The sequence below is a fragment of the Cyanobium sp. CH-040 genome, assembly GCF_024346135.1.
Classification (GTDB): Bacteria; Cyanobacteriota; Cyanobacteriia; order PCC-6307; family Cyanobiaceae; genus NIES-981.
In genome coordinates this window covers 70,438-95,721 of record NZ_JAGQCJ010000004.1, presented here as the reverse complement: position 1 = coordinate 95,721, position 25,284 = coordinate 70,438, and the positions used below count along the sequence as shown (strand labels likewise).

25 protein-coding genes and 1 tRNA gene are annotated in these 25,284 nt (G+C 70.5%); 13 read left to right on the top strand and 13 right to left on the bottom strand.

All coding sequences use genetic code 11. The features are described 5' to 3' along the window. The first annotated feature begins 73 nt into the window (after positions 1 to 73). On the top strand, positions 74 to 292 hold the full coding sequence (locus KBY90_RS05475) for a Calvin cycle protein CP12 (protein WP_254967465.1): 219 nt from the start codon (positions 74 to 76) through the stop codon (positions 290 to 292). 6 nt (positions 293 to 298) lie between these two features. On the opposite strand, the gene obgE is transcribed toward KBY90_RS05475, so the two are convergent. Continuing rightward, entirely contained in the window at positions 299 to 1,300 is a 1,002-nt protein-coding gene (obgE, locus tag KBY90_RS05470) for a GTPase ObgE (protein WP_254967464.1), read from the bottom strand. 49 nt (positions 1,301 to 1,349) lie between these two features. On the opposite strand from obgE, the gene KBY90_RS05465 reads away from it, so the two are divergent. Further along, complete coding sequence (locus tag KBY90_RS05465; protein ID WP_254967463.1) at positions 1,350 to 2,576, top strand: ABC transporter ATP-binding protein; 1,227 nt, start codon at positions 1,350 to 1,352, stop codon at positions 2,574 to 2,576. Positions 2,577 to 2,603: 27 nt separating this feature from the next. Here the strand turns inward: KBY90_RS05465 and KBY90_RS05460 are convergent, their stop codons facing one another. The 4 genes from KBY90_RS05460 to KBY90_RS05445 form a co-directional block, all read right to left on the bottom strand. After that, on the bottom strand, positions 2,604 to 5,054 hold the full coding sequence (locus KBY90_RS05460; protein ID WP_254967462.1) for an endonuclease MutS2: 2,451 nt from the start codon (positions 5,052 to 5,054) through the stop codon (positions 2,604 to 2,606). Next, positions 5,051 to 5,494, bottom strand: coding sequence for a VOC family protein (locus KBY90_RS05455; RefSeq protein ID WP_254967461.1), 444 nt, complete (start codon positions 5,492 to 5,494; stop codon positions 5,051 to 5,053). Before KBY90_RS05455 ends, KBY90_RS05460 begins: the two co-directional genes overlap by 4 nt. After that, positions 5,494 to 6,495 carry a porphobilinogen synthase gene (gene hemB / locus KBY90_RS05450; RefSeq protein ID WP_254967460.1) on the bottom strand — a complete coding sequence of 334 codons (1,002 nt, stop codon included), beginning with the start codon at positions 6,493 to 6,495 and terminating at the stop codon, positions 5,494 to 5,496. Before hemB ends, KBY90_RS05455 begins: the two co-directional genes overlap by 1 nt. Positions 6,496 to 6,556: 61 nt before the next feature. After that, the gene (locus KBY90_RS05445; RefSeq protein ID WP_254967459.1) at positions 6,557 to 7,555 is read right to left on the bottom strand and encodes a DnaJ C-terminal domain-containing protein; all 999 of its coding nucleotides are present in this window, start codon (positions 7,553 to 7,555) and stop codon (positions 6,557 to 6,559) included. A gap of 155 nt (positions 7,556 to 7,710) precedes the next feature. On the opposite strand from KBY90_RS05445, the gene KBY90_RS05440 reads away from it, so the two are divergent. Both KBY90_RS05440 and KBY90_RS05435 read left to right on the top strand, forming a co-directional pair. Continuing rightward, a complete protein-coding gene (locus tag KBY90_RS05440; RefSeq protein WP_254967458.1) occupies positions 7,711 to 8,187 on the top strand; it encodes a hypothetical protein in 477 nt (158 codons plus the stop codon). Between the two features lie 56 nt (positions 8,188 to 8,243). Beyond that, positions 8,244 to 8,699: a hypothetical protein gene (locus KBY90_RS05435; RefSeq protein WP_254967457.1), complete on the top strand. Its 456-nt coding sequence runs from the start codon at positions 8,244 to 8,246 to the stop codon at positions 8,697 to 8,699. 671 nt (positions 8,700 to 9,370) lie between these two features. On the opposite strand, the gene KBY90_RS05430 is transcribed toward KBY90_RS05435, so the two are convergent. Beyond that, positions 9,371 to 9,622 carry a hypothetical protein gene (locus tag KBY90_RS05430; protein ID WP_254967456.1) on the bottom strand — a complete coding sequence of 84 codons (252 nt, stop codon included), beginning with the start codon at positions 9,620 to 9,622 and terminating at the stop codon, positions 9,371 to 9,373. A gap of 81 nt (positions 9,623 to 9,703) precedes the next feature. Here KBY90_RS05430 and KBY90_RS05425 point away from each other — a divergent pair, with 81 nt between their 5' ends. After that, complete coding sequence (locus KBY90_RS05425) at positions 9,704 to 10,129, top strand: hypothetical protein (protein WP_254967455.1); 426 nt, start codon at positions 9,704 to 9,706, stop codon at positions 10,127 to 10,129. Between the two features lie 177 nt (positions 10,130 to 10,306). Beyond that, positions 10,307 to 10,543: a hypothetical protein gene (locus tag KBY90_RS05420; RefSeq protein ID WP_254967454.1), complete on the top strand. Its 237-nt coding sequence runs from the start codon at positions 10,307 to 10,309 to the stop codon at positions 10,541 to 10,543. A 52-nt stretch (positions 10,544 to 10,595) separates the two neighbouring features. Here the strand turns inward: KBY90_RS05420 and KBY90_RS05415 are convergent, their stop codons facing one another. Beyond that, the gene (locus tag KBY90_RS05415) at positions 10,596 to 11,747 is read right to left on the bottom strand and encodes a hypothetical protein (RefSeq protein WP_254967453.1); all 1,152 of its coding nucleotides are present in this window, start codon (positions 11,745 to 11,747) and stop codon (positions 10,596 to 10,598) included. 561 nt (positions 11,748 to 12,308) lie between these two features. On the opposite strand from KBY90_RS05415, the gene KBY90_RS05405 reads away from it, so the two are divergent. Continuing rightward, complete coding sequence (locus KBY90_RS05405; RefSeq protein ID WP_254967452.1) at positions 12,309 to 13,370, top strand: fatty acid desaturase; 1,062 nt, start codon at positions 12,309 to 12,311, stop codon at positions 13,368 to 13,370. A 121-nt stretch (positions 13,371 to 13,491) separates the two neighbouring features. Next, on the top strand, positions 13,492 to 14,649 hold the full coding sequence (locus tag KBY90_RS05400; protein WP_254967451.1) for a class I SAM-dependent RNA methyltransferase: 1,158 nt from the start codon (positions 13,492 to 13,494) through the stop codon (positions 14,647 to 14,649). Between the two features lie 3 nt (positions 14,650 to 14,652). Here KBY90_RS05400 and KBY90_RS05395 read toward each other — a convergent pair whose 3' ends face one another. Together KBY90_RS05395 and KBY90_RS05390 are read right to left on the bottom strand one after the other, a co-directional pair. After that, positions 14,653 to 15,075: a phage holin family protein gene (locus KBY90_RS05395; RefSeq protein ID WP_396122542.1), complete on the bottom strand. Its 423-nt coding sequence runs from the start codon at positions 15,073 to 15,075 to the stop codon at positions 14,653 to 14,655. After that, complete coding sequence (locus KBY90_RS05390) at positions 15,072 to 15,560, bottom strand: glycine zipper domain-containing protein (RefSeq protein WP_254967450.1); 489 nt, start codon at positions 15,558 to 15,560, stop codon at positions 15,072 to 15,074. The genes KBY90_RS05395 and KBY90_RS05390 overlap by 4 nt, the downstream gene beginning before the upstream one ends. 112 nt (positions 15,561 to 15,672) lie before the next feature. On the opposite strand from KBY90_RS05390, the gene smc reads away from it, so the two are divergent. Further along, positions 15,673 to 19,269 carry a chromosome segregation protein SMC gene (smc, locus tag KBY90_RS05385; RefSeq protein WP_254967449.1) on the top strand — a complete coding sequence of 1,199 codons (3,597 nt, stop codon included), beginning with the start codon at positions 15,673 to 15,675 and terminating at the stop codon, positions 19,267 to 19,269. A gap of 27 nt (positions 19,270 to 19,296) precedes the next feature. Continuing rightward, positions 19,297 to 20,283 (top strand): PRC-barrel domain-containing protein, encoded by a 987-nt coding sequence (locus tag KBY90_RS05380; RefSeq protein ID WP_254967448.1) that lies wholly within the window; start codon positions 19,297 to 19,299, stop codon positions 20,281 to 20,283. Between the two features lie 3 nt (positions 20,284 to 20,286). On the opposite strand, the gene msrB is transcribed toward KBY90_RS05380, so the two are convergent. The 3 genes from msrB to KBY90_RS05365 all read right to left on the bottom strand — a co-directional run bounded on the left by msrB (position 20,287) and on the right by KBY90_RS05365 (position 22,140). After that, on the bottom strand, positions 20,287 to 20,727 hold the full coding sequence (gene msrB / locus KBY90_RS05375; protein WP_254967447.1) for a peptide-methionine (R)-S-oxide reductase MsrB: 441 nt from the start codon (positions 20,725 to 20,727) through the stop codon (positions 20,287 to 20,289). A gap of 29 nt (positions 20,728 to 20,756) precedes the next feature. Further along, the gene (locus KBY90_RS05370) at positions 20,757 to 22,013 is read right to left on the bottom strand and encodes a glycosyl transferase (protein ID WP_396122541.1); all 1,257 of its coding nucleotides are present in this window, start codon (positions 22,011 to 22,013) and stop codon (positions 20,757 to 20,759) included. 45 nt (positions 22,014 to 22,058) lie between these two features. Next, positions 22,059 to 22,140 (bottom strand) — tRNA-Leu (locus KBY90_RS05365). 172 nt (positions 22,141 to 22,312) lie between these two features. Here KBY90_RS05365 and accC point away from each other — a divergent pair. Then, complete coding sequence (gene accC / locus KBY90_RS05360) at positions 22,313 to 23,665, top strand: acetyl-CoA carboxylase biotin carboxylase subunit (RefSeq protein WP_254967446.1); 1,353 nt, start codon at positions 22,313 to 22,315, stop codon at positions 23,663 to 23,665. Here the strand turns inward: accC and KBY90_RS05355 are convergent, their stop codons facing one another. Beyond that, positions 23,666 to 23,935: a YggT family protein gene (locus KBY90_RS05355; RefSeq protein ID WP_261353106.1), complete on the bottom strand. Its 270-nt coding sequence runs from the start codon at positions 23,933 to 23,935 to the stop codon at positions 23,666 to 23,668. Between the two features lie 141 nt (positions 23,936 to 24,076). Here KBY90_RS05355 and psbX point away from each other — a divergent pair, with 141 nt between their 5' ends. Then, positions 24,077 to 24,199: a photosystem II reaction center X protein gene (gene psbX, locus KBY90_RS05350; RefSeq protein WP_254967444.1), complete on the top strand. Its 123-nt coding sequence runs from the start codon at positions 24,077 to 24,079 to the stop codon at positions 24,197 to 24,199. 77 nt (positions 24,200 to 24,276) lie between these two features. After that, on the top strand, positions 24,277 to 25,263 hold the full coding sequence (locus KBY90_RS05345) for a Ycf66 family protein (protein WP_254967443.1): 987 nt from the start codon (positions 24,277 to 24,279) through the stop codon (positions 25,261 to 25,263). Positions 25,264 to 25,284: the final 21 nt, after the last annotated feature.

The following is a 25,284-nucleotide window of genomic DNA, read 5'->3' as shown; positions in this document are numbered from 1 at the left end:
ACCCCTCCCCGGGCATGGGAGCACCCGTATGGTGGGCCAGACGAGCCGCGAAACCCGACCCGGGCGCCCACGCATGAACTCCATCGACGATCACATCCAGAAGGACAAGAGCGAGATCGAGGCCGCCCGGGCCGAAGGCAACCTGGGCAAGGTGCGTCATCTCGAGGATGAGCTCAAGGGCCTGGAGGAGTACAAGGCGCACCACCCCGAGGACAGCCACGATCCGAGCCCCCTCGAGGTGTACTGCGACATGAACCCCGAGGCACCGGAGTGCCGCGTGTACGACGACTGAGCCGTCTCAGCCCGGCTCCACCACGCCCAGCTGACCCCACACGGCGGCCAGCAATGCGCTGAGATTGGCTGAGGTGGCTGCCGAGACGGCCAGCACAGGGCCACCAGCGTGGCCCTCCAGCTCTTCGATCCGTTCCTGCAGTCCGGCGATGTCGACCAGCTCGATCTTGTTGAGCACCAGCAGCCTGGGGCGGTCCGCCAGACCGTGCCCGTAGGCCTCCAGCTCCCGCTCCACCACGCGAACGTCCTCCAGCACCGACTCCGCGGCTGCGTCCACCAGATGGATGAGCAGCCTGGTGCGCTCGATGTGGCGCAGAAAGTCGTGGCCCAGCCCGGCGCCCTGGGCCGCGCCTGCGATCAGGCCGGGGATGTCGGCGAACACCGTGCCATCGCCGCTGGGCCGGCGCACCACCCCCAGATTCGGCACCAGGGTGGTGAAGGGGTAGTCGGCGATGCGGGGGCGGGCGGCGCTGAGCACCGAGATCAGGGTGCTCTTGCCGGCATTGGGCAGGCCGATGATGCCCACCTCCGCCAGCAGCTTGAGTTCCAGCTGCAGCAGCCATTCCTCCCCCTCCGCCCCTTCGGTGGCCTTTTCCGGGGCCCGGTTGCGGTTGCTGAGGTAATGGGCATTGCCCAGGCCGCCGCGGCCGCCGAGGGCCACCAGCAGCTCCTCGCCGGGACCGGTGAGATCCCCGAGCAGGATGCCGGTGCGGGCATCGCGCACCTCCGTGCCGCACGGAACGCGGATCAGCAGGGGCCGGCCGCTGGCGCCGGTGCAGCGGTTGGGACCGCCACGGCGGCCGGGCTCGGCCTCGAACAGCCGCTTGTACTTGAAGTCCAGCAGGGTCTGAAGGTTGGCGTCGGCCACCAGCAGCACGTCGCCGCCACGGCCACCGTCGCCGCCGGAGGGGCCGCCGGCGGGCACGTACTTCTCTCGGCGGAAGGCCACGATGCCGTCGCCGCCGCGGCCGGCCCTGACGGCGATGCGGGCCTGATCGATGAACTGCATTGGCTCAAACTTAGGATCGCGGCCATCAGGGGTCGTCTGGGAACGCAAGTTGGCCGAGGTTCGTTTCCAGCGGGTGAGCAAGACCTATCCGCCCCGGCGCGGCGGTGAGCCGGTGCAGGTGCTGCGGGATCTCAGCCTGCACATCCCCGACGGCGAGTTTCTGGTGCTCGTGGGGCCCTCCGGGTGCGGCAAGAGCACCCTGCTGCGCCTGCTCGCCGGCCTCGAGCAGCCCAGCGCCGGCGAGATCCTGGTGGGCGACCGGCCGGTGACGGAGCTGCGGCCGGCCCAGCGGGACGTGGCCATGGTGTTCCAGAGCTACGCCCTCTACCCCCACCTCTCGGTGGCGGGCAACATCGGCTTCGGGCTGCGGCGCAGCCGATCCCGCACGCCACTGCAGCAGGTGCAGGACAGCCTGCACCAGGCCAGCCGCCGTCTGCCCGCGCCGCTGCGGGTGCCCTCCGCCCGGGAGGAGCGGATCGAACGGCGCATCGCCGAGGTGGCGGCCACCCTGGAGCTCGAGCCGCTGCTGCAGCGGCTGCCCAAGGAGCTCTCCGGCGGGCAGAAGCAGCGCGTGGCGCTGGGGCGGGCGATCGCCCGCCAGCCGGCGGTGTTCCTGATGGACGAGCCGCTCAGCAACCTCGACGCCAAGCTGCGCACCGGCACGAGGGCCCAGATCGTGGAGCTGCAGCGGCGCCTGGGCACCACCACCCTCTACGTGACCCACGACCAGGTGGAGGCGATGACGATGGGGCACCGCATCGCCGTGCTCAACGCCGGCCGGCTGCAGCAGCTGGGCACGCCGATGCAGCTCTACCGCTGGCCCGCCAACCTGTTCGTCGCCCAGTTCATCGGCAGCCCGCCCATGAACCTGCTGCCGGTGGAGGTGGTGGGAGCCGGGGCGCTGCAGCTGGGCGGCCGCAGGCTGGCCCTGGAGGGTCCCCTGGCCGAAGTGGTGGCGGGACGCGTGGGACATCACCTCACCGGTGGCCTGCGCCCGGAGCACCTGCGGCTGGCGCCGGCCACCAACCGCAATCTGCGCGCCACGGTGAGCCATGGCGAGGCCCTGGGCAACGAGCAGCTGGTCACCTGCCGGCTGGAGGAGGGCGACCACCTGGTGCAGCTGCGGGTGAGCCCGGAGGAGAAGCTCCCTGCCGGCAGCACCGTTCACCTGGAGGTGGATCCGGGCGGCTGGCGCCTGTTCGACGCCGGTGGCGACGCCCTGCCCCTGCCGCGCCATCCAGGCCAGGACCCGCCGGTGCTGCCCGATCTCGGATGACACCCCCGCGACGGGCTGCCGCCGGCGTCAGTGGGTGTACACCACGCTGCAGCCGGGTCCGCCATCGGAGCGCTCCGCGTCGGTGACCCGCTCCACGTAGGGCAGGGTGTCCAGCCAGGCGCGCAGCCCGCGCTTCAGCCGCCCGGTGCCCACCCCGTGGATCACCCACACCGGTCCGTTGGCGGCCCGCAGCGTCTCCTCCACGGCGGCTTCCGCCTCATGCACCCGCAGGCCGCGCACATCCACGGTGTTGCGCTCGGTACGCACGTCCGGCCCGGGAGCGGCCAGTCCGCGGCGGCCCTGCACCCGCACCTTCACCTCGGGGGGCGTGGGCTTCTCGCCCTGCAGCCCCTCGATGCCCTCCACGGGCACGCTCAGCCGCAGCACCCCACAGCGCACGGTGAGCTCGCGGCCGTCATCGGTGAGTTCCAGAACCTCGCCGGCCTTGCCCAGGGACAGCACCCGCACCCGCTCGCCCACCACCGGCATCCAGCCGGCGTGCTGCCGCCGTTCCGGCAGGGGACGGTGCTGCTGCTCGAGGTGCTTGAGCCGGCGGCCGGCCTGACGGGCCGTTTCCCCCAGCACGGCCGTGTCCGGCCGGCGGCCGCCGCCGCTCTGACGCAGCCGGCGGATGATGCGGCGCACCTCCTGCTGTCCCTCGCGGATGGAGTGCTCCAGCTGCTGGCGGCGCTGCTCCTGGAGTTCGGCGCTCTGCTGCTGCTGCTGCTGCCAGCGCGAGAGCAGCTCCTCATGCAGCAGTTCGGTGCGCACCAGCAGGGCCGCGGCCTCCTCGGCGGCCTCCTGCTGGCGCTGGCGCTGCTCCTCCAGGCCGGCGATCACCTGGTTCACCTCGCCTTCCCCGCGGGGTTGAAGCTGCCGCGCCGCCTGCTCGATCACCGACGCCTCCAGCCCCAGCCTCCTGGCGATCGCCAGGGCGTTGCTGCGGCCCGGGATCCCCCACTGCAGGCGATAGGTGGGAGCGAGGGTCTCCTCGTCGAAGGCCACCGACGCGTTCTCGAAGCGGGGGTCGGCGTACTTGAGGGCCTTGAGTTCACCGAAATGGGTGGTGGCCACCGTGAGCCGGGCGCAACCGGCCAGGTGCTGCAGCAGGGCAGTGGCCAGGGCCGCCCCCTCCACCGGATCGGTGCCGGCCCCCACCTCGTCCAGAAGCACCAGGGCAGCGCCGCCGGCGGTGGTGGCTGGAGCCCCCGGAGCGCCGCCGGCCGTGGACTGCAGAGCCTCGAGGATGCGGGCGATGCGGCGGATGTGGCCGCTGAAGGTGGAGAGGTTCTGCTGCAGCGACTGCTCATCGCCGATGTCGGCCAGCACCAGGCCGCACCAGGGCAGGCGCGGGGTGCCGCTGCAGGGCAGGAAGAGCCCGGCACGGGCCATCAGCGCGGCCAGGCCGATGCTCTTGAGGGTCACGGTCTTGCCGCCGGTGTTGGGACCGGTGATCGCCACCACCCGCAGCTCCGGCGCCACGCTGACCGTCACGGGCACCACGGGGTGGCCCCCCTGCCGCTTCTGCTGCCAAAGCAGCAGGGGATGGCGCAGGTCGCGCAGCTCGAAGGGATCCTCGGCCGTGCTGCCCAGCTCCGGGCGCACCGCCCCCAGCCAGGCGCCGTAGCGGGCCCGGGCCAGGGCCACGTCCAGCCGCACCAGGATGGCCTGCAGCACCTCGAGCGCTGCGGCGTGGACCGCCACCTCGCCGCTCAGCTCCCGCAGCAGGACCTGCTCCAGCTCCCGCTCCTGGCCCTCCAGGTCGATGATGCGGTTGCCCAGCCCCAGCACCGCCTGGGGCTCGATGAACAGGGTCTGGCCGGAGGCGGAACTGTCGTGCACCTGGCCCGGCACCTGACCAGCGGCACCGGCCTTCACGGCCAGCACGGGCCTGCCGTGGCGCTCGGCGATCACCGTGTCCTGAAGCAGCGGCGCCCAGCGCCGCAGCAGCTCCTGGAGGCGCTCGCGACGCTCGGCGCGGGCCCCCTGCAACTGCCGCCGCAGCGCCGCCAGGGGCACGCTGGCCCGGTCGGCCACCCGGCCGCCCTCCTCGAGGCAGAAGCGCAGCCGCTGCTCCAGCTCCGGCAGGGTGCGCAGCTCCGTCACCAGGGCGGTGGTGACCGGCCGCAGGGCCGGATCCTCGATCTGGCGCCGCAGCCGCCGGGCCGCAGCCAGGGTGGCGGCCAGCTGCAGCAGGTCCTCGCCGGACGCTGTGCCCCCCTTGGCACAGAGGTTCACGCTGGCGGCGATGTCGGCCACACCCTGGAGGCTGAGCCCGCCCTCGGTGAGCCCGTCGAGGCCCAGCAGCTCAGCGGTCTCGGCCAGCAGCGTGCGGCTCTCCTCCAGCGCCGACGGCAGGGGCAGCGTGCGGCAGTGGCGGCGGCCGGCGGCGGTGGCGGTGAAGCTGGCCAGCTGGTCGGCCAGGCGGGGCCACTCCAGCAGCTCCAGGGTCTCCTGCTCGATCGCGGCCGGGGTCACGGCGAGGGCGGCGGAATCGGCGACTGTCCCGGCACATTGCTGGGGATGCCGCCAGGGGGCTCGTAGAGCAGTTCCAGCCAGTTGCCCTCAGGGTCCTGCAGGTAGAAGCTGGCGGTGCCGTCGCGGTGGTCATGGACCGGACCGCAACGGTGACCGGCGGCCACGAGGCCGTCACGGGCGGCGTCCACCTCCGCCCGCTCGCGCACATGCAGGGCGAGGTGGGGGCCGGCGGCCGTGTAGTCCGGACTGAGCAGGGCGATGCCGGCAGCGTCGCCCGGCCACTGCAGGTAGGCCCAGTCGGGCGCGTCCCAGGTGAGCCGCAGGCCGAGGGCCTGGTAAAAGGCCTTGGCGCGGCCGATGTCCTGCACGCGCAGGGCCACATGGCCGAGGCGGTGGGAGACGGGCAGCTGCGGCTCGGGCAAGGGCGGCACGGTGGCCATCAGCTCTCCCGCAGCCAGCGAGCCGCGTCGCAGGCGTGATAGGTGAGGATCAGGTCGGCGCCGGCACGCCGGAAGCAGAGCAGGGTTTCCAGCACCACGGCCCGCTCGTCGATCCAGCCCTTCTCCGCCGCCGCCTTGACCATGGCGTATTCGCCGCTGACGTTGTAGGCGGCGATCGGCTGCTCGCTCTCGCGGCGCAGGCGATGGATGATGTCGAGGTAAGCCAGACCGGGCTTCACCATCAGAATGTCGGCCCCTTCGCTCTCATCCAGCTGGGCCTCGAGGATCGCTTCGCGGCCGTTGGCCGGATCCATCTGGTAGGTGCTCTTGTCCTTGGGGATGGGCTTGCCGCCGCTGGCACGCGGTGCCGAATCGAGGGCCTCCCGGAAGGGGCCGTAGTAGGCGCTGGCGTACTTGGCCGTGTAGCTGATGATGCCCACATGCTCGAAACCCTCCTCATCGAGGGCTTCGCGGATGGCACCCACGCGGCCGTCCATCATGTCGCTGGGGCCGATCAGGTCGGCTCCGGCACGGGCCTGCACCACGGCCTGCTTGCAGAGGATGGCCACCGTCTCGTCGTTGAGCACCACCCCCTCGGGGCTGACGATGCCGTCGTGGCCGTCGCAGGAGTAGGGGTCGAGGGCCACGTCGGTCATGATCGCCATGGCCGGGTGCACCTCCTTGAGGCGGCGGATCGCCCGGGGGATCAGGCCGTGCTCGTTGAAGCACTCGGCGCCGTCCTCGGTCTTGAGGCCGTCGGCCACCTTGGGGAACAGCACCACGCAGCGGATGCCCAGATCCCAGGCCCGGCCTACTTCCTCAACCAGACCTTCCAGGCTCCAGCGCTGGCAGCCGGGCATGGCGGCGATGGGTTCGTTGCTCGCGCCCTCATGCACGAACAGGGGGTAGATGAAGTCAGCGGCGCTGAGCTGATGCTCCCGCACCATCGCCCGCAGGGCCGGAGTGCGGCGCAGCCGGCGGGGGCGATAGGAGAGCTCCATGGGCGCGGCGAATGGGAGGCGGTGTCGGTGCTCGGGATCCTAGAGAGACGCCCCGCCCCTGCTAGAGCTGGGCGAGCTGAATCCAGCCGGCCCGGGGGTCGGCGCTGCGGGCGGCGCGGAGCTCCTCCAGCAGGGTCCGCTCCCGCTCACTGAGGGGCTCGGGCAGCTTCAGCACGGGGGTGAGCAGCAGGTCACCGCGGCCGCCCTTCACCGGCCAGCCCTTGCCCTTGAGCCGCAGGCTGCGGCCCGGGGTCAGGCCCGGGGGGACCTGCACGGAGGCCTCGCCGTCAGGGGTCGCCACCCGCACCTGGCCGCCGAGGGCGAGCTCGTCGAGGCTGAGGGGCAGCTCGCCGCGCAGCTGATCGCCGTCGAGCTTCCACACCGGATGCTCCTGCAGCTGGATGGTGAGGTAGAGGTCACCGCGGCGGCCGGTGCCGGGCTGCAGGTTCCCCTTGCCCTTGAGGCGCAGCCGGCTGCCGGGCCGCACACCGGCGGGGATGCGCACCGCCACCCGCTCCTCGTTCACCGCCAGGGTGCGCTCGCAGCCGCGGAAGGCCTCCGCCAGGGAGAGGCGGATGCTGGCCTCGGCATCGAGGTTGGCCGCGCCACTGCGGGCGCCGCCGGCGAAACCACCTCCCGGGAAGCCGGCCCCGAAGCCGCCGGACCCGAACCCTCCGGGGAAGCCGCTGCCGAACCCGAAGCCGCTGCCGCCGCCCGGCTGGGCGCCGCCACCGAAGCGCCCGAGCAGGTCGTTGATGAACTCGTCGAAGTTGCCGTAGCGGCCGAAGTCCACGTCCATGCCGCCCACGCCGCCGCCGGCACCGGCCTGGCTCCAGTACTGGCCGAACTGCTCGTAGCGACGGCGCTTGTCGGGATCGGAGAGCACCTCGTAGGCCTCGCTGATCTCCTTGAAGCGGGCCTCGGCGGCCTTGTCACCGGGATTGACGTCCGGGTGGTACTGCCGCGCCAGCTTGCGGAAGGCCCGCTTGATGGTGTCGGCGTCAGCACCTCGGTCCACACCCAGCACCTTGAAGTAGTCGCGGTAGCCGTTGGCGTTCATCGCAGAAACCTGGCAGGAGCTGGCACTGGCAGTGGTTCAGTCTCTCAGCTCCCTGCCTGGCCCTGCGACGGCCGGGGGTTCGGGGGACCTCCCCGCCAGCAACGTGACGGTGGCGGGGCATGCCCCGTAGCGTGGACGGAAATGGTGACTGGAGCATGGACCGATCCGGCTGGCGCCGTCCGCTTCTGCTGTTCCCCCTCGGCCTCGGTCTGGCAGCACTGGTCGCCTGCGCCAATGCCGGCGTGAGCGGGAACGGCAGCGCCCAGGCCAACACGCGAGGTGCGACCGAGTCCACCTCACCCCGGCTGGGCGAGGCGTTGAGCGAGTCCAACTCCGACCAGAAAGCCCTCGGCGCCCATCTGCGGGCGAAAGGGGCGGTGTTCTACGGAGCCTGGTGGTGTCCAGCCTGTTTCCAGCAGAAGAACCTCTTCGGCAAGCAGGCCGGCAACGCCCTCCCCTACGTGGAGTGCGACAGCGAGGACGGTCGGGAGCGCTGCAAGGCGGCCGGAATCCGGGCGTTCCCCACCTGGAAGATGGAGGGGAAGCCCACTCTCGAGGGGGTGCAGAGCCTCGATGAGCTCAAGACCTGGAGCGGGTTCCCGTCCAGAGCCGGGAGCGTGGCCCGTCCCTGAACCGCCGGCTTGCGGCAGATTTGTGGCACGCCTTCCAACCAATGCACCCGTCGGCCATGGTCACTCCCCTGCTGCGAACCGCTTTCCTGGGAACTGGCCTCGTGCTGCTGGGGTTCACGGGATCACCGGCCCACGCCCAGACCCTGCTGGATGTGATGGGCGCCGGTGCGATCCAGAACAGCCTCCAGAGCCTGCCCGCCGGTGGAGCCAGCGGCGTGATCGAGCGCAGCCGGGGAAGCGTGGATCAGTTCAACCAGACCGAGCAGCTGCGCCTCGAGGCGCTGCAGCAGCTGAGTGGCGCCGGGGGGGGCGGCGGCCGAGGCGCACCGGCACCTCCAGCCGCCCTGCTGGGGCCGCTCATGGAGCTGTTCGGGGCCATGGGTGCCAGCGGTGCCGCGGCAGGCGGGCCGCAAACGCTCACCACAGCCCAGGTGAACGGACAGCTGGTGCCCTATTGCTCCCACGGTGGCCTTTGTTACGGTTCCTTGATGCGGGCACTGCGCAGATACTGACTGTCACGGGCCAGACACAGACCCGATGGGCTGCAGCGGGCGAACGCAGCTTCCGGTCAGAAGGACCTGAATCCCATGGCCAAGCAGCCGAGCTGACCATGCCTGCCCTGCGCAGCACCAGCCTGCCGGATCAGCAGGCCTGCAGGATTTCCATGGATTCGGTCAAACACTGCCTGGCGGCGGGACCGAGCCCAATGGTTGCGGAGCCAACGCAGTGAAGACTGGCCTGGCAGCGCCAGGCGAGCCTAAACACGACTCCAGATCACATCACAGTTCGGCTGCCCAAGCCCATCAACAGCACAGGCAGGAAGGGCTCCGCCACCCCTCCCCACAGCGCGAAGCAAGGCTTCCTCAACAAAGATCCCATTCAGCTTCAGAGAGCCCTCATGCTCCCAGGCCCCGAGGCATCACCCAGAGAATCAACATCAGCAGAAGAGAGCAACCCGCTCAGGAGAAGCATCCACACGGTCAACAGTCAGAGTCAGTTCATATGCCATACATGCAGAAGCGATCCGCCTCCCCAGATTGTCATTTAGCTACCAGAAGCACAAAGAGGCCAGGTCGTCTTTCTATACAATCGATGCGGGAAGGGCGGCATTTCCGAACGGATACATGGGAACAGGGTGTACGTGTCAGAAGACAATCACGACTGGGATGAGGTCGACATCAAGCTAGACGATGAGCACGTTTACAATCGCAAGTCCATACCAGGATTGAGCAAAGGTGCGCCCAACTACATCATGCTCAGAAGAGACGGACAAGGTGACCCGATCCATATCAGTCAAATCACAATCGGGGACTTGCTCGAGTAGGACTACAACCGCATCGTCGAGCGCAGCATCCCCGGCCTGAACAGATTTTCGCGCCAATGCAATCTCCGCGCGAACGAGCGGGGATGGATCTACGATCGCGTCAGAAAACATGGCCTGCCGCTACACATAAAACCCATCTGGTCGTCAAGATTCGACATCGATCGTGGAGTTGACAGTGTTTATATATCGGCATTGAACAGATTTTCAAACGCACTGATTCAGACTGCCCATGCCGTCCTGTTTGCCCATGGCATCAAAGCGAGGAATGTCTTCGTCCCAGAGTGCAAACGCATCCGCGACATTTTTCCCAAAGGCAACCAGTTTCCATGCCAGGGACTGGAGGTCACCATTCACATCGGCAATCCTGATGGACGAGACAACTGCCTGGAAGGCAGATTTTTACATGCTCGCTCGTCTCAGAGAGAGTTTTATAAGAACCTGCCATCCACCCACGAAGCCATCCGGTCGTTTTCCTACGCGACAAATCTATATGATCAAACGGAAATTATAGGCGAAGACGAGATTGTCATCCACATTCGCTCCGGCGACATATTCAAACCCCGGGGGAAATCCATCCCGACTACGGCCAGCCCCCTTTATCTTTTTATCGAAAAGTAGTGGAGCATGGAAAGCCCAGAATTGTGTATCTCGTGTATCAGGATATGCACAATCCGGTCATCAGGCCGCTGAAGAAATGGCTTCGAGAGCGCAGCATCCCCTTCACCAAGCCTCTGAAGTCGTCTTTACGCAAAGATGTCAAGACCCTGCTCAGCGCCCAGACCCTGGTCGCAGGACGTGGGTGGCACCTTCATCCCAGGGGTCGTTTCACTTGGTGAGCACCTAAGAACGATTTATTGCTTTCACCAAGCCCTTGACCTGCTCGGCCGACAGGGCGTGACCTATGAGGTGATCAAAGACCGCAGCAACAACTATGTCAACGCCATTCAACGGTATAGCTGGGAAAATTCTCCGGAGCAAAGAGAACTGATGCTCAGCTATCCAGATGAAGAGCTGGAACTGCAATCCTTCTGACGCACCTGACACGGACCCAAGGAGCTTGAATCCCCAAGCTGCCAGGCGCACATCAGGGGGAAGGAGGCTGAGCCCTGCCGTGGCGGCAACGGTAACGGTAGGGCTGGTCCGCCGCCAGGCCATGGCGACCCTGAAACTCGGCGAGCCTCGCCATCAGAGAAGAGTAGAGCTCCTGAGCTCCCCGGCAGTTTCCATTGCGGTCCATCAGCTCCACCTGCTGCAGTCCATCCCTCAGCTGCCGGCTGAGCACCTGCATCTGATCCAGTCCCCCTCGCTGGGCTCCGGGACTGTATGGATTTCCGGAGGTGAAGGCGGTGACGCGTTGGTAGCCGCTCAGCGCCAGGGTGCGGGTCGCGGGCTGGAGCACCCTGAGCGTGATGAAGGTATCCACCGGCAGGAGAGTTCCGGCGTTCTGGGGGCTGTGGAGCCAGGCGTGACGCACCACTCGATTGCGGTTGACGCGCGGGTCCTTCACCACACCCACAGCTGGACCCAGGAACGGGGCGCGGGTGGCAATGGTGGAGGACCCGGGTTCCAGCCAGAGGGCGAGGCGCCCGGATGGTGTCTCGCCGACCACCGCCTCCAGCTGTGCTGCACCAGGCAGCTTCCCTGATGGCGGGGAAGGCGGGGACGGCAGAAGGTTGTCGAAGAAGATCTGGCGTGCCGCCTCCGCGTTCGTGGCGTTGATCACCGGCGAGAGTTGCCCCACCCCAAAGCAGAGGCGTTGACTGGCGAAAAGCCGCTCGGCCTGAGCGGCAGTGCGGGCGTCTCTTGGCTCGCCACAGGCGAGCGCCTGGCCATCATCCACCAGGAGATGATGCACGCTCACGCGGTTGATGAGATCGCCGGCCCCGAAGGCCCAGAGCGTGAGTGTGGGTTGATCGAGCAGCATCGAGCCGTCGCGGGAGTTGACGAACACCCGTGCCGGCTTGGGGCCGGAGCCAATATCGATCTCCACATCCATGCGCAGATCGAAGCCGAACTGGCTGGCCCTGGCCGCCCTCTCGGTGCTGTCGTGGGCCAGAGGTGGATTGGCGGGGAAGCGGCTGTCCTGCCCATACCCCACCGCCCAGGCGGGAGCGAACGGCACCAGGCCGGCGCCCGCCAGCATCAGCCACCCAACGGTGGAGCAGAGCCTCCTGCGACCGATCGTGGCGGGAGGGGTGTCCGGCTTCAGAGCAGCAACGGTCGCATCCGACGCCATCAGCTCAGAGGCAGTGACCCCATGAGGCTAGGCAGGGAAGAGGGGCCCTTCCAGGCCCCATGGGTCATTTGGGTGATAAGGCTGACCTCACCCCATCTCCCTTAGAGATGTCAGGCAGCCACGGGGGCGGCTTGACGGGAGAAACGAACGATGTTGTTCGCTGTTACGGGTTTGCTCTCACCGAGCAGGCTTCAGTCACTCTCCTCATGCCCCGTCGAAACCATTGCAGCCCCGTGAGGGGGGAATGGAGCTGAGCGGAATCGAACCGCTGTCCGAAACACTGGTGTGAGCCACCTAGTCCGGCCGGAGCCGGACCTCTTGATTGTGACAGCTACCGGGTGCGCGACCCCGGACGCCGATGGGGGATCCCCGAACCGCTCGCCATCATGGAGGGCCCTGGGGCTGCGACAGCCTCAGGGGGCGACCCTGAAGGCCAGACCCCTTTTCTTGAGAACCCTTGCCAACCGGGCAGCCCATCAGGGCTCCCCAGACCCCTCGGCTCCCGTCCGAACGCTCCACCCCGAAGGCCACCCGCCCAGCGACCGCCAACCGGCCAGCAGCGTGGCCCGGGAGCTGCGGCCCCTGCTTCCCCCCGAAGCCTTCCGCACCAGCCCCCACCGCCTGGCGCTGGTGGCCATCAACGCTGCGATCCTGCTGCTGGGCTGGACGATGGCGGCCCAGCTGCACCACTGGCCGAGGCCCTGGCTGCTGGCCTGGCTGCCCCTGGCCCTGGTGATGGGCAACAGCGTGTTCGTGCTCGGTCTGGCGGGGCACGACCTGATGCATGGGTCCTTCCCCCGCAGCCGGCTCCTGCGGCGCCTGGCGGCCATGGCGGCCTTCAGCGTCTCCTGGATGACGCCCACCCTGTGGCAGGCCGTGCACAACCGAGAGCACCACGGCAACACCAATGCCCTGGTGGACCCCGACCGCAGCTACTTGGAGAGCCAGCCGGGCAGCTGGGGCAAGCGCCTGTTCCAGGCCATCGCCCCCTCGTCGGAGAGCAACCCCCTGCTACTGGCCCTGGGCATGACCAGCGCCTGGCCCCTGCACCACTTCCGCACCAGCTGTGAGGTGCTGCTGGGCAACGGCGCCCGGAACGGCTCCGGCGGTGCGGGCGCCAGCCGCTTCGCGCCGGCGGCCTTCCAGGTGAGCCCGGCTGAGCGCCGCACGATCGCCGCCGAACTGCTGCTGCTGGTGGGCCTGCACGGGCTGCTGATCGGCTGGGTCGGCCCGGGGCCAGTGCCCCTGCTGCTGGGCTATTTCCTGCCGCTGTGGCTGGGCTATGCGATGTCGATGGCGTACATCTACACCAATCACATGCTGTCACCGCTTACGGAGGACAACGATCCCCTGGTGAGCTCCCTGTCGCTGCGGGTGCCCGCCTGGCTGGATCTGCTGCACTTCAACTTCTCCCACCACAGCGAACACCATGTGTTTCCGGGGCTGAACAGCAGCTACTACCCCCAGGTGCGCGAGCTGCTGCTGCGCCGCCACCCCGAACGCTTCCGCCTGCTGGGAGCCGGCCAGGCGTGGCGGCTGCTGCTGAGCACGCCACGCTTCTACCGCGATGCCCACACCCTCACCAGCCTCGACGGCACCGTCACGGCCTCGGTGCCGCTGTGACGGGGTGGGATGAAGCGAAGCACCGGCCCGTGCTGAGGTGGTTGACGGGCCCGATGGGCCCCAGGGGCACCATGGCCTCAGCGCCTGGACCGGTCCTGTTCCTGTCGCTGTCCCTTCGGCAATGACCTCCTTCGCTGCGATCGCGGTGGTGCCCCCCGGGCTGGAGGAGCCGGCCGCGGCCGAACTGCGGGCCCTGGGCTGCGATGCGGTGGCGACGGGCCGGCGGGCCGTGGGCTTCCGCACCGACCTGGCCGGCTACGTCCGGCTGCACCTGCAGGCCCGCCTGCCCTTCCGGCTGCTGCGCGAGCTGGCCCGCTTCCCCTGCCGCAGCCGCCAGGAACTCCATGCCGGGGTGCAGGCGGCGATCCTGGAACTGGCCGACTGGCAGCAGTGGCTGGCGCCGGAGGCGACCCTGCGGGTGGATGCCACTGGCTCGGCCCCGGGCCTGGCCCACAGCCACTACAGCGCCCTGGAGGTGAAGAACGCCCTGGTGGACCTGCAGCGCCAGCACTTCGGCCGCCGCTCCTCGGTGGATCTGGAGGATCCGGATCGCTCCTTCCATCTGCACCTGGGCGGCGGCGAGGCGGTGCTCAGCCTCGATGGCAGCGGCGCCAGCCTGCACCGCCGCGGCTATCGCGCCGCCATGGGCCTGGCGCCCCTCAAGGAGAACCTGGCCGCCGGTCTGATCGCCCTCACCGGCTGGGATGGCTCGCTGCCCCTGGCCGATCCCCTCTGCGGCTCCGGCACCCTGTTGATCGAGGCCGCCTGCATGGCCCTGGGCCGGGCACCGGGCCTGGGCCGGCGTTTCGCCCTGCAGCGCTGGCCCGATGTCGATGCCGCCCTCTGGCAGCGGGAGGTGGAGGCCGCCCGGGGGCTGGCCCGCGATCGGCTGGCCGATGGCCGCCCCCTGGCCCCGCTGATGGGGGTGGAGGAGAACCCCGAGGTGCTCGCCCAGGCCCGCCACAACGTCGCCGCCGCCGGGGTGGCGCCCTGGATCGATCTGCAGGCCGGCGACTTCCGGCAGTTCCAGCCGCCCCCCGGGGCCGGTGTACTGGTGTGCAACCCGCCCTACGGCGAGCGGATCGGCGAGCGCGAGTCCCTGGAGGCGCTCTATGGCGATCTAGGAACGATGGTGAAGGAGCGCTGCTCCGGCTGGACGCTCTGGCTGCTGAGCGGCAACCCGGAGCTCACCGGCGCCCTGCGCCTGAAGGCCAGCCGACGCATTCCCGTGAGCAACGGCGGCATCGACTGCCGCTGGCTGCGCTACGAGATCCGCTGACCCTCAGCGGCCCAGCAGGGCCCGGGTGGTCTTTGTGAGGCCTGCGGTGGTCTGGGGCAGGTAGGGCCCCTTGGTGAGCTGGCCGCCGATGCGCAGGAACAGACCCGCCAGCACCAGGTTGAGGGCCGCCAGGGCGAGGGCGCTCTGGATCCAGGTCCAGCCCAGCGCGCCGGGGATCCAAAGCAGCAGCGCCACCTCGGCAGCGATCAGGGCCAGCAGCAGCAGCACCAGCCCACCGCTGAGCAGCAGGGCGCCGCTGATCAGCCGGCGCTTCTCGCGATCGGCCTCCTGCAGGGCGATGCGCACGTGCAGGTCCATCACGGACGTGACCAGGGCGCCCACCCGGCCCATGGCGCCCAGGGGCACGCCGGAGCGCCCAGGGCCCCGATCGCGGCGCTCGTCGCCGTTGCCCGCCGGGACGCTCATGCCGAGCGCCGGCCCGAAGCCAGCAGCACCCCCAGCAGCACCCCCACCCCGGCGGCGATGCCGATGGCCATCAGCGGCCGCTCGCGCACCGGCTTCTCGATGCGCGGCCGCAGGGTGGCGTTGAGCTCATCGAGCAGGCCCTCGAGCTGCTTCTCCAGGGGTTCGAGCGTTTCCGCCAGGCGGTGGGTCTGATCGCCGGCCACATCGGCGAGCTCCAGCAGCTGGCGGCGCACGGCCGTGGCGGTGCGGCCGCTCTGCTCGGCGATCACATGGGTCACCTCGTCGAAGCTGCCGCGGGTGGCCTCGAGGGTGTGGCGGGCCACCTCCGGCCACTGCTGCTGGATGCGGGGCAGAAGGGTCTCGAAACGCTCCCGGAAGCCGTCGGCCAGCGCCTCCGCCGCCCAGCCTTCATCCCGCACCGCGGCGCCGGCCTGGCCGGCGTCCTGGGCGCCATTGCTGTGCCCGCTGGTGTCCTCGCTGGTCATCGCTCTTCGGCAGCTCGTCCGCAGGCCGGGAGCCGGCCTGACGTCAACCTAGGCAGGGCCTTGAGCTTGCGAAACCCTCCGCTACATTTCGGCTGCTCGGCGCACGGGCCTGTTGGTTCACATCAATCAGGTCGAGCTGCATCAGTTCAAGTCGTTCGGCGGATCGATGACGATCCCGCTCGACAACGGCTTCACGGTGGTCACCGGCCCCAACGGCTCCGGCAAGAGCAACATCCTCGACGCCGTGCTGTTCTGCCTGGGCCTGGCCAGCAGCCGCGGCATGCGCGCCGAACGGCTGCCGGATCTGATCAACAGCGCCATGCTGCGCGCCGGCCGGGCGGCCGAGACGGTGGTGAGCGTGCGCTTCGACCTGCGCGACTGGCAGCCCGATGAGGCCGAGGCCGGCCTGGAGGCGCCGGACGAGGGGCCCTGGATCCGGCCGGGCCAGAGCGACTGGACCGTGACCCGGCGGCTGCGGGTGGCACCCGGCGGCACTTACGCCAGCAGCTTCAGCGCCGACGGCATCCCCTGCAACCTGCAGCAGCTGCAGACCCAGCTGCGCCGGCTGCGGGTGGATCCGGAGGGCAGCAACGTGGTGATGCAGGGGGACGTGACCCGCATCGTGTCCATGGGCGCCCGCGACCGGCGGGCCATCATCGATGAGCTGGCCGGCGTGGCCCTGTTCGATTCCCGCATCGAGCAGAGCCGCACCAAGCTCGAGGAGGTGCAGGACCGCCAGGAGCGCTGCGCCATCGTCCAGCAGGAACTGCTGGCCGCCCGCCAGAAGCTGGAGCGCGACTGCGCCCGGGCCCGCACCTACCAGGAGCTGCGCGCCCGACTGCAGGAGGGCCGGCGCCAGGAGCAGCTGCTCGCCTTCGAGGCGGCCCGCGACGGCCTGCACCAGCTGGATCGGCGCCAGCAGGACCTGCAGGGCCGCCAGCAGGGCGAGCGCGAGGCGATCGCCGCCGAGGAGCACAGCCTCGGCACGGCCGTCAGCGCCCTGGAGGCGCTGCAGGCGGAGGTGAAGGCCCTGGGCGAAGACCAGCTGCTGGCCGTGCAGGCGGAGCTGGCCGGGCTGGAGGCCGGGGCCCGCGAGCTGGCCCGCCAGGCGGAGAAGCACCAGCAGGAGGCGGAGGCCCTGCAGCGCCAGCGGCAGGAGCTGGCCAGCCGCCAGGCCGACCTGGACCACCAGCAGCGGCAGCTCGAGGCCGGCGACGATGCCGACGAGCTGGAGGCGGCCGAGGCCGCCTGCCGCAGCGGCGAGGCCGCCGTGGAGCTGTCGCGCCGGCGGCTGGGCGAGGTGGCCGGCCGCTCGCGCAGCTGGCTGGAGGAGCAGCAGCGGCGCAGCCAGGAGCGCCAGCGCCTGAGCGAGGCCGTCTCACCGCTGGAGGCCGAACGCCAGCAGCTGCGCGAGCGCTGCCGCCAGAACGAGCAGCGCCACGCCGAACTGGAGGGCGAACACCGGCAGGAGCGAGAGGCCCTGGACCAGGCGCAGCAGCAGCTGGGGGCGCTGGAGCAGGAGCTGCAGCAGCTCGACCACAGCAGCGGCAGCGGCCAGCAGCAGGTGCAGGAGCTGGCCGAGGCGCTGGCCCTGCAGCAGCGCACCCGGGGCCGGCTGCTGCAGGAGCAGGGCCAGCTGGAGAAAGAGATCGCCCGGCTCGACAGCCGCCGCGAAACCCTGCAGGAGAGCCGCGGCACCGGGGCCCTGCGGGTGCTGCTCGAGGCCGGTCTGGAGGGCATCCACGGACCTGTGGCGCAGCTGGGCGAGGTGGAGGAGCGCTTCCGCGTCGCCCTGGAGGTGGCGGCTGGAGCCCGCCTCGCCCAGGTGGTGGTGGACGACGACAGCATCGCCGCCCGGGCGATCGAACTGCTGCGCCAGCGCCGGGCCGGCCGGCTCACCTTCCTGCCGCTCAACCGGATCCGCGGCGGCTCCGGAGCCGCGGCCGCCCTGCAGCGCGGCGGCGGGATGACGGCAGGCAGGGGCCTGCTGGGCCGGGCCATCGATCTGGTGCGGCACGAACCGGTGTATGCGGAGGTGTTCCGCTACGTGTTCGGCGAAACGCTGGTGTTCGAGGATCTCGCCAGCGCCCGCCGGGAGCTCGGACGCTGCCGGGCGGTGACCCTCGATGGCGATCTGCTGGAGCGCAGCGGGGCGATGACCGGCGGCAGCCTGCAGCAGCGCGGCGGCCAGCTGAGCTTCGGACGCAGCCAGGACGGCGATGAGGCGGCACCGCTGCGGCGCCGGCTGCTGGAGGTGGGTGAGAGCCTGGTGGCCTGCGGACGCCGGGAGGCCGATCTGGCCCGCCAGCTGGAGGCCCTGCGGCCGCAGCTCAGCGGCCGCCAGCAGCGCCGCGCGGCGCTGGAGGCTGAGTGCGCCGGCGCCCGCAGGGCCCTGGCGCCCCGGCAGCAGCAGCAGGAGCAGCGCGAGCAACGGCTGCGGCAGCTCAGGGAGAGTCTCGAGACCGACCAACGGCGCCGCCAGGACCTCGAGGGGGCGCTGGAGCCGCTCACCCGGCAGCTGCAGGCCCTGCAGAAGGCCGAGGCCGACACCGCCGGAGCGGGCGACGCCGCCCGCTGGCAGGGCCTGCAGCAGGAGCTGGAGGCGGCCGATCAGGCCCTGGTGGAGGCCCGCCTGGAGCGCGACCGGCTGCTGGCCGCCCGGCGGGAACGGCTGCTGGCGGTCGAGCGGCTGGGCCAGCAGCGCCAGGCGCTGGAGGCGGAGGAAGGGCGGCTGGTGGCGGCCGTGCAGGCCCTGGTGGGGGAACGCAACCAGTGGAAGGCCCGCCAGCAGGCCGATGCGGAGCAGCGCCGGGGGCTGGAGGCACGCCAGAGCGAGCTGCAGACCCGCTTCGGCGAGCGACGGCGGGAACGGGACGCCGCTGAGGCCGGCGTGGCCGCCCGGCGCCAGGAACTGCAGCAGCGGCAGTGGGAGCTGCAGCGGCTGGGGGAGGCGCTGCAGGCGCTGGCGGAGCAGCGCCGCAGCGAGGAGCTGCGGCTGGAGGAGCTGCGGCGGCAGCTGCCGGAGCCCCTGCCCGAGATCCCCGAGGCGGTGCGCGCCGCCGGGCTCGAGGCCCTGACCACCGAGCTGCGTCGCCTCCAGGCCCGCATGGAGGAGCTCGAGCCGGTGAACATGCTGGCCCTGGAGGAACTCGAGCAGCTCGACGGACGCCTGGCGGATCTGGAGCAGCGGATGGGCGTGCTCAGCCAGGAGCGGGAGGAACTGCTGCTGCGCATCGAGACCGTGGCCACCCTGCGCCAGGAGGCCTTCATGGAGGCCTTCACGGCGGTGGACGGCCATTTCCGCACGATCTTCGCGGAGCTCTCCGATGGCGAGGGCTATCTCCAGCTCGACAATCCCGAGGCCCCCCTGGAGGGCGGGCTCACGCTGGTGGCACACCCCAAGGGCAAGGCCGTGCGCCGGCTGAACGCCATGAGCGGCGGCGAGAAGTCGCTCACGGCGCTCAGCTTCCTGTTCGCCCTGCAGCGCTTCCGTCCCTCGCCCTTCTACGCCTTCGATGAGGTGGACAGCTTCCTCGACGGCGTGAACGTGGAGCGGCTGGCCGGCCTGATCGCCCGCCAGGCCCACGAGGCCCAGTTCATGGTGGTGAGCCACCGCCGCCCGATGATCGCCGCGGCCCAGCGCACGATCGGCGTCACCCAGGCCCGCGGCGCCCACACCCAGGTGGTGGGTTTACCGCCAGCGGCGTAACCCCGGTCTCTGGGGGAGAATGCGGCCATGACGACGACACCGCCCGGGGGCGATCGCCTCGCCCAGCCCAGCGATTCCCTGGCCGTTCCCCCCAGCGACAGGCTCTGGCTGCGCTCGGAACTGATGGGCACCCAGGTGATCACCCGCGACACCGGACGTCGCCTCGGCGTTGTCGGCGAGGTGGTGGTGGACATCGACCGCCGTGAGGTGGTGGCCCTCGGCCTGCGCGACAACCCCCTGACTCGCTTCCTGCCGGGGCTGCCCCGCTGGATGCCGCTGGACCGCATCCGTCAGGTGGGTGACGTGATCCTGGTGGACTCCGCCGATTCCCTGGCCGAGAGCTTCAATCCGGAGCGCTACAGCAAGGTGATCAACTGCCAGGTGGTCACCGAGGCCGGCGAGCAGCTCGGCAAGGTGCTGGGCTTCAGCTTCGACATCGAGACCGGCGAGCTCACCACCCTGGTGCTGGCCGCCCTGGGGGTGCCGCTGCTGGGCGAGGGGGTGCTGAGCACCTGGGAGCTGCCGGTGGAGGAGATCGTCAGCAGTGGCAGCGACCGGATCATCGTCTACGAGGGCGCCGAGGAGAAGCTGAAGCAGCTCGGCAGCGGCCTGCTGGAGAAGCTCGGCATCGGCGGCCCGAGCTGGGAGCAGGAGGAACGCCAGCGCTACCGCGGCAGCATGGTGCCGGTGGAGAACCAGCTGGCTCCCGGGCTGCCGGCCGTTCAGGAGCAGCGCCGCATCCAGCCCGCCAGCAGCCGCTCCTTCGAGCCGGACGAGAGCTACGACTACGTGGAGGTGGAGGAGCGCCGCGAGCGGGAACCGCTGCGCCAGCGCCGCTATCTCGACGAGGAAGAGACTCCCCGCCGGGAGCCGGAGCGTTTCAGGGACGACGGCGGTGAGCGCCGGGGAGCTGAGCCGCGGGGGCCGGGCGATCGGCCCAGACCCCGACCCGTGGCGCCCGTGAACCGGGAGCCGCTGGATGTGGAAGCCGACGAGCTCAGCGATCCCTGGTGAGGATCAGCCGGCCTTGAACTCCAGGGATGCCGAATTGACGCAGTAGCGCTGACCGGTCGGCGCCGGGCCATCGCCGAAGACGTGCCCGAGGTGCGCCTCGCAGCTGGCGCAGCGGATTTCGGTGCGGACCATGCCGTGGCTGGTGTCCACATGGGTGCTGATGGCGGCCGGGTTCACGCCGTCCCAGAAGCTGGGCCACCCTGTGCCGGACTCGAACTTGGTGGTGCTGTCGAACAGCGGCGCACCACAGCACACGCAGTGATACGTGCCCGTGCCTTTGTGATTCCAGTACTGGCCGGTGAAGGCACGCTCGGTGCCGCCCTGGCGGGTGATCCGGAACTGCTCGGGGGTGAGCTTCTGGCGCCACACCTCCTCCCGGGAGTCCCGGCTCAGGCCGCTGTCGACACCGCAGGCCGATGCCGGGTTGGATGTGGGGTCGGACATGGTGGGCTGAACATGCTGCGCTCCAGACCCTAGGAATCGGCACCGGCCGGCGGCAGCAGCTCGCACACCAGTGCCGCCAGGGTGTCCACCCCTCCCCCCGGCCCCCACAGCCGGCGCAGCTCCTGGCGCAGACCCTCCAGCCGGGCGGGCTGCGCCAGCCAGTCGGCGCTCTCGGCGGCGATCTGCGCCGGCGTGATGGCCCCCACCCGCTCCGGCACCACCAGCCGCCCGGCGGCGATGTTGGGCAGGGCCAGGGGGCCTCGGCGCCGCAGCCGCCAGGCGGTGAGCGCCAGGCCGAGCCCATGGCGCAGCCCGGGTAGCCGGGCCAGCCAGCCCAGCAGCCCATCCCAGGCCTCCATCACCTCCGGGTGCTGGGTGGGCACCAGCACCAGCATCGGCACCCCCAGGGCAGCCAGTTCGGCGGTGTTGGCGCCCACCGTGGTGAGGGCCAGGGTGCACCCCCTGAGGTGGTGGTGGGCCGGGACGGCACGGGTGACCGCGATGGCCGTGCCGGCGGGGGTGACCAGAGCCAGGCCGTCGGGCTCCAGCAGGGCGGATGGCCGGGGGCGCGGCAGGCCGGAGCGGTAGTGGCGGGCGATCGGATTGGCGGGCCCGGCGCACTGCAGCAGCTCCTCCAGGCTGGTGGTGGGCGCCAGCGGCAGCAGGAAGCGGCAGTCCGGCCGCAGCGCCGCCAGCCGGTCGGCCGTCTCCAGCAGGAACGGCACGCCCACCACCAGCTTGGCCCGCTTGGACCCCGGCAGCAGGGCGATCCAGGGCCCTCCGGGCAGGGGACCGTCGTCGCCGGCATGCTGGCCGAGATCGGCCATCAGGTCGCCCACCACCTGGCAGCGGCGGCGCCAGCGCGGCGGCAGACGGCCGGCGACCTCCGGCGTCCTGGCGGCGATGCGGTCGTTCCAGCGCGGCCAGCGCGCCACCCATTCGGCATAGGTGAGGTGCCGGTAGCCCAGGCGCGCCGAGAGGAGCACGGTCCAGAACTGGTCTCCCCCCAGGAACACCACCAGGCCCCGGCGGGGCCAGGCGCCGCGACGGGCGGGTCGCAGCAGCAGCCGCCAGAACTCCCGGGCCGGGATGATCCGCTCGAACAGGCCCCAGGCCGCGGCCGCCTCGTGCTCCCGCCCGGTGCCGTTGGGGCAGGGCACCAGCACGAGCTCAAGACTGCCGGCGGCCCCGGGACTGCAGGGGAGCAGGCTGAGCCGGCGGTGCAGGATCTGGGCCAGGGGACGCACCCAGGTGCCCAGTTCCCCCGGGCCGTTGCTCACCAGCACGATGGCGAACGGCTCAGGCGTGGCGGCTCAGGGTTGAAGGAAAAATGCGGATGGCGAGACTTGAACTCGCAAGGCCGAAGCCACACGCCCCTCAAACGTGCGTGTCTACCAATTCCACCACATCCGCTGATGTGCCGGGCAGGACGCGGATCCCGCTCCGGAGGCGGCGCGCCGCAGCGCACCGGACCGCAATATACCCATCGCCCTGCCCGGCCTTTGCCCATCCCGCCCCGCCCCCGGGACGGGCGTGTCAACACTGATACAGTCCGCTGCGGCCTGGATGAGCTGAGACGCGGCGGATGTCCATCGGCAAGGTGCTGATCGCCAACCGCGGCGAGATCGCTCTGCGCATCCTGCGCAGCTGCCGCGAGCTGGGCATCCCCACGGTGGCGGTCTACAGCACGGTGGATCGCAACGCCCTGCACGTGCAGCTCGCTGACGAAGCGGTGTGCGTGGGCGAGGCGCCAAGCTCCAAGAGCTACCTCAACATCCCCAACATCCTGGCGGCGGCCACCTCCCGCGGCGCCGATGCCATCCACCCCGGCTACGGCTTCCTGGCCGAGAACGATCGCTTCGCCGAGATCTGCGCCGACCACGGCATCACCTTCGTGGGCCCCTCGCCCGAGGCGATCCGCTCGATGGGCGACAAGTCCACCGCCAAGGCCACCATGCAGCGGGTGGGGGTGCCCACCATCCCCGGCAGCGAGGGACTGCTGCAGACGGCGGAGGAGGCGCTGGAGCTGGCCGAGACCATGGGCTACCCGGTGATGATCAAGGCCACGGCCGGTGGCGGCGGCCGGGGCATGCGCCTGGTGCCGGGCGCCGACCAGCTCGAGAGCCTGTTCAAGGCGGCCCAGGGCGAGGCGGAGGCCGCCTTCGGCAACCCGGGCCTCTACATGGAGAAATTCATCGACCGGCCCCGGCACGTGGAGGTGCAGGTGCTGGCCGACCGCCACGGCAACGTGATTCACCTGGGCGAGCGCGACTGCTCGATCCAGCGCCGGCACCAGAAGCTGCTGGAGGAGGCGCCCAGCGTGGCCATCAACGCCGACCTGCGCCGCCAGATGGGCGAGGCGGCCGTGGCCGCGGCCCGCACCATCGGCTACGAGGGCGCCGGCACCGTGGAGTTCCTGGTGGATCGCAGCGGCCAGTTCTATTTCATGGAGATGAACACCCGCATCCAGGTGGAGCATCCCGTCACGGAGATGGTGACGGGGGTCGACCTGATCGCCGAGCAGCTGCGCATCGCCGGTGGCGAGCCGATATCCGTGAGCCAGGAGCAGGTGAAGCTCACGGGCCATGCCATCGAGGTGCGCATCAACGCCGAGGACCCGCGCCAGAACTTCCGCCCTGCGCCGGGCCGGATCACAGGCTGGCTGCCCCCCGGCGGGCCTGGGGTGCGCTTCGACAGCCACGTCTACACGGGCTACGAGATCCCGCCCTTCTACGACTCGCTGATCGGCAAGCTGATCGTGTGGGGGGTGGACCGCGACCACGCCCTGCGGCGGCTCCACCGGGCGCTTTCCGAGTGCGCCGTCACCGGCATCCCCACCACGATCGACTTCCACCTGCAGCTGCTGGACCGCCCCGAGTTCCAGGCAGGTGAAGTGCACACCAAGTTCGTGGAGCAGGAAATGCTCCCGCGCAACTGATCAGGCCACCGGCAGGGAGCGTTGCAGCACCTGCGTCAGCAGGCCCTGCTGCCCCACCAGCAGCTCCCGCAGCAGACTCACCAGACCCACCCACACCACGGGGGTGACGTCCACCCCGCCGATCGGCTGGATCAGCCGCCGGGTGGGCGCCAGCAGCGGCTCGGTGGGCAGGCCGATCAGGCGCATCACGCCGTGCTGCAGGTCCACCTGCGGGTACCACGTGAGCACGATCCGGAACAGGAACAGCAACGTCCACAGCGCCAGCAGCATGCCCAGCGACAGATGGATCCAGGCCAGGGGGGAGGCGGGCAGGGCCGTCACAAACCTCTAAGCAGTGGTGGCCACAGCGTAGAAAGCCGCCGTCACTGCCTAGGATCACGCCTCGAATCGCGTGACCGCGGCGGCCTCCCCATGACCCCTTCCCTCGCCAACTTCCTCAGCAGCCTCGTCTGGGGCGCGGTGATCGTGGTGGTGCCCATCACCGTGGCGCTGGTGCTGATCAGCCAGACCGACCAGGTGGACCGCCGCCTCTGAAGCCGATCCCGGGGCGCCACCGGGTTTCCCGCCCTGGCCCTCCCTACAGTGGGCCCACGCTCCGAGGGTGATCGGCCGTGGTCAACGCCAGTCTGAACTGGGCCAGCATCGTCGGCATCGTGCTGGCCGTGGGTGGAGCGCTGCTCTACTTCATCCGCAACTTCAAGCCGGCCCTGGCCCGCGACTACGACGTGTTCTTCGCCGCGGTGGGCCTGCTCTGCGGCGGCATTCTCTTCTTCCAGGGCTGGCGTCTGGATCCGATTCTCCAGTTCGGACAGTTCCTGCTGGCCGGCACGACGGTGTTCTTCGCCTACGAAAGCGTGCGCCTGCGGGGTGTGACCACCGAGCAGGCACGCCGCTCGGCCTACTTCGACGACGAGGAGCCCCTGCCCTCCGCTCCGCCCTACCGCCCACGCATGGGGGGGCGCAGCTGGGAGGAGGGCGGTGAAGCCGACCGCTTCGATGAACCTGAGCCCCTGCGTCGCCGGATCCCCAGCAGGGGCGCTGACGCCGAGGAAGACGACTTCTACCGTCCGCGCCGCACCAGCCGGGCCGCCATTCCCGAGCGGGCCGCCAGCCGTCGCTCGAGCGATGGCGGTCGCGCGGCCCCAGACAGCTGGGACGACGAGCCCCGCGCCAGCGCTCCTCCCGCGCCGCCCGCCCGCTTCGGCTCCGGCCGGCCGAGTTCCACACCCGAGTTCGGCGCCCGCCGCCGCGACCGTGACAGCCAGCCCGAAGTGCGGCGGGGCAGCCGGCCCGCCGCCGCCTCCGACACCATGCCCCGCTCCAGCCGCCGCGGCCCGGCGGGGCCCGGTGCGCCCGGCCCGGGCGGCGATCCGAGCCGTCCGGGCATCCCCCAGGGTTCGCCCATCCGCGGCCGCGGCCCCGAGGAGGGCGCCATCAGCGACGCGGACTACAGCCCGGTCGCGCGTGCCGCACGAGGCCCTCGGGCCTCCGAGGCCCCCTCGGAAGCCCCAGGCGGGAGCACCCGCCGGAGCGGCGCCCCCAGCGCCGGCAGCGGTCCCGCCGGACCCAGGGACAATTCCTCGCGCTTCGACGACTGACCCGCACCCCCGGCCCCGATG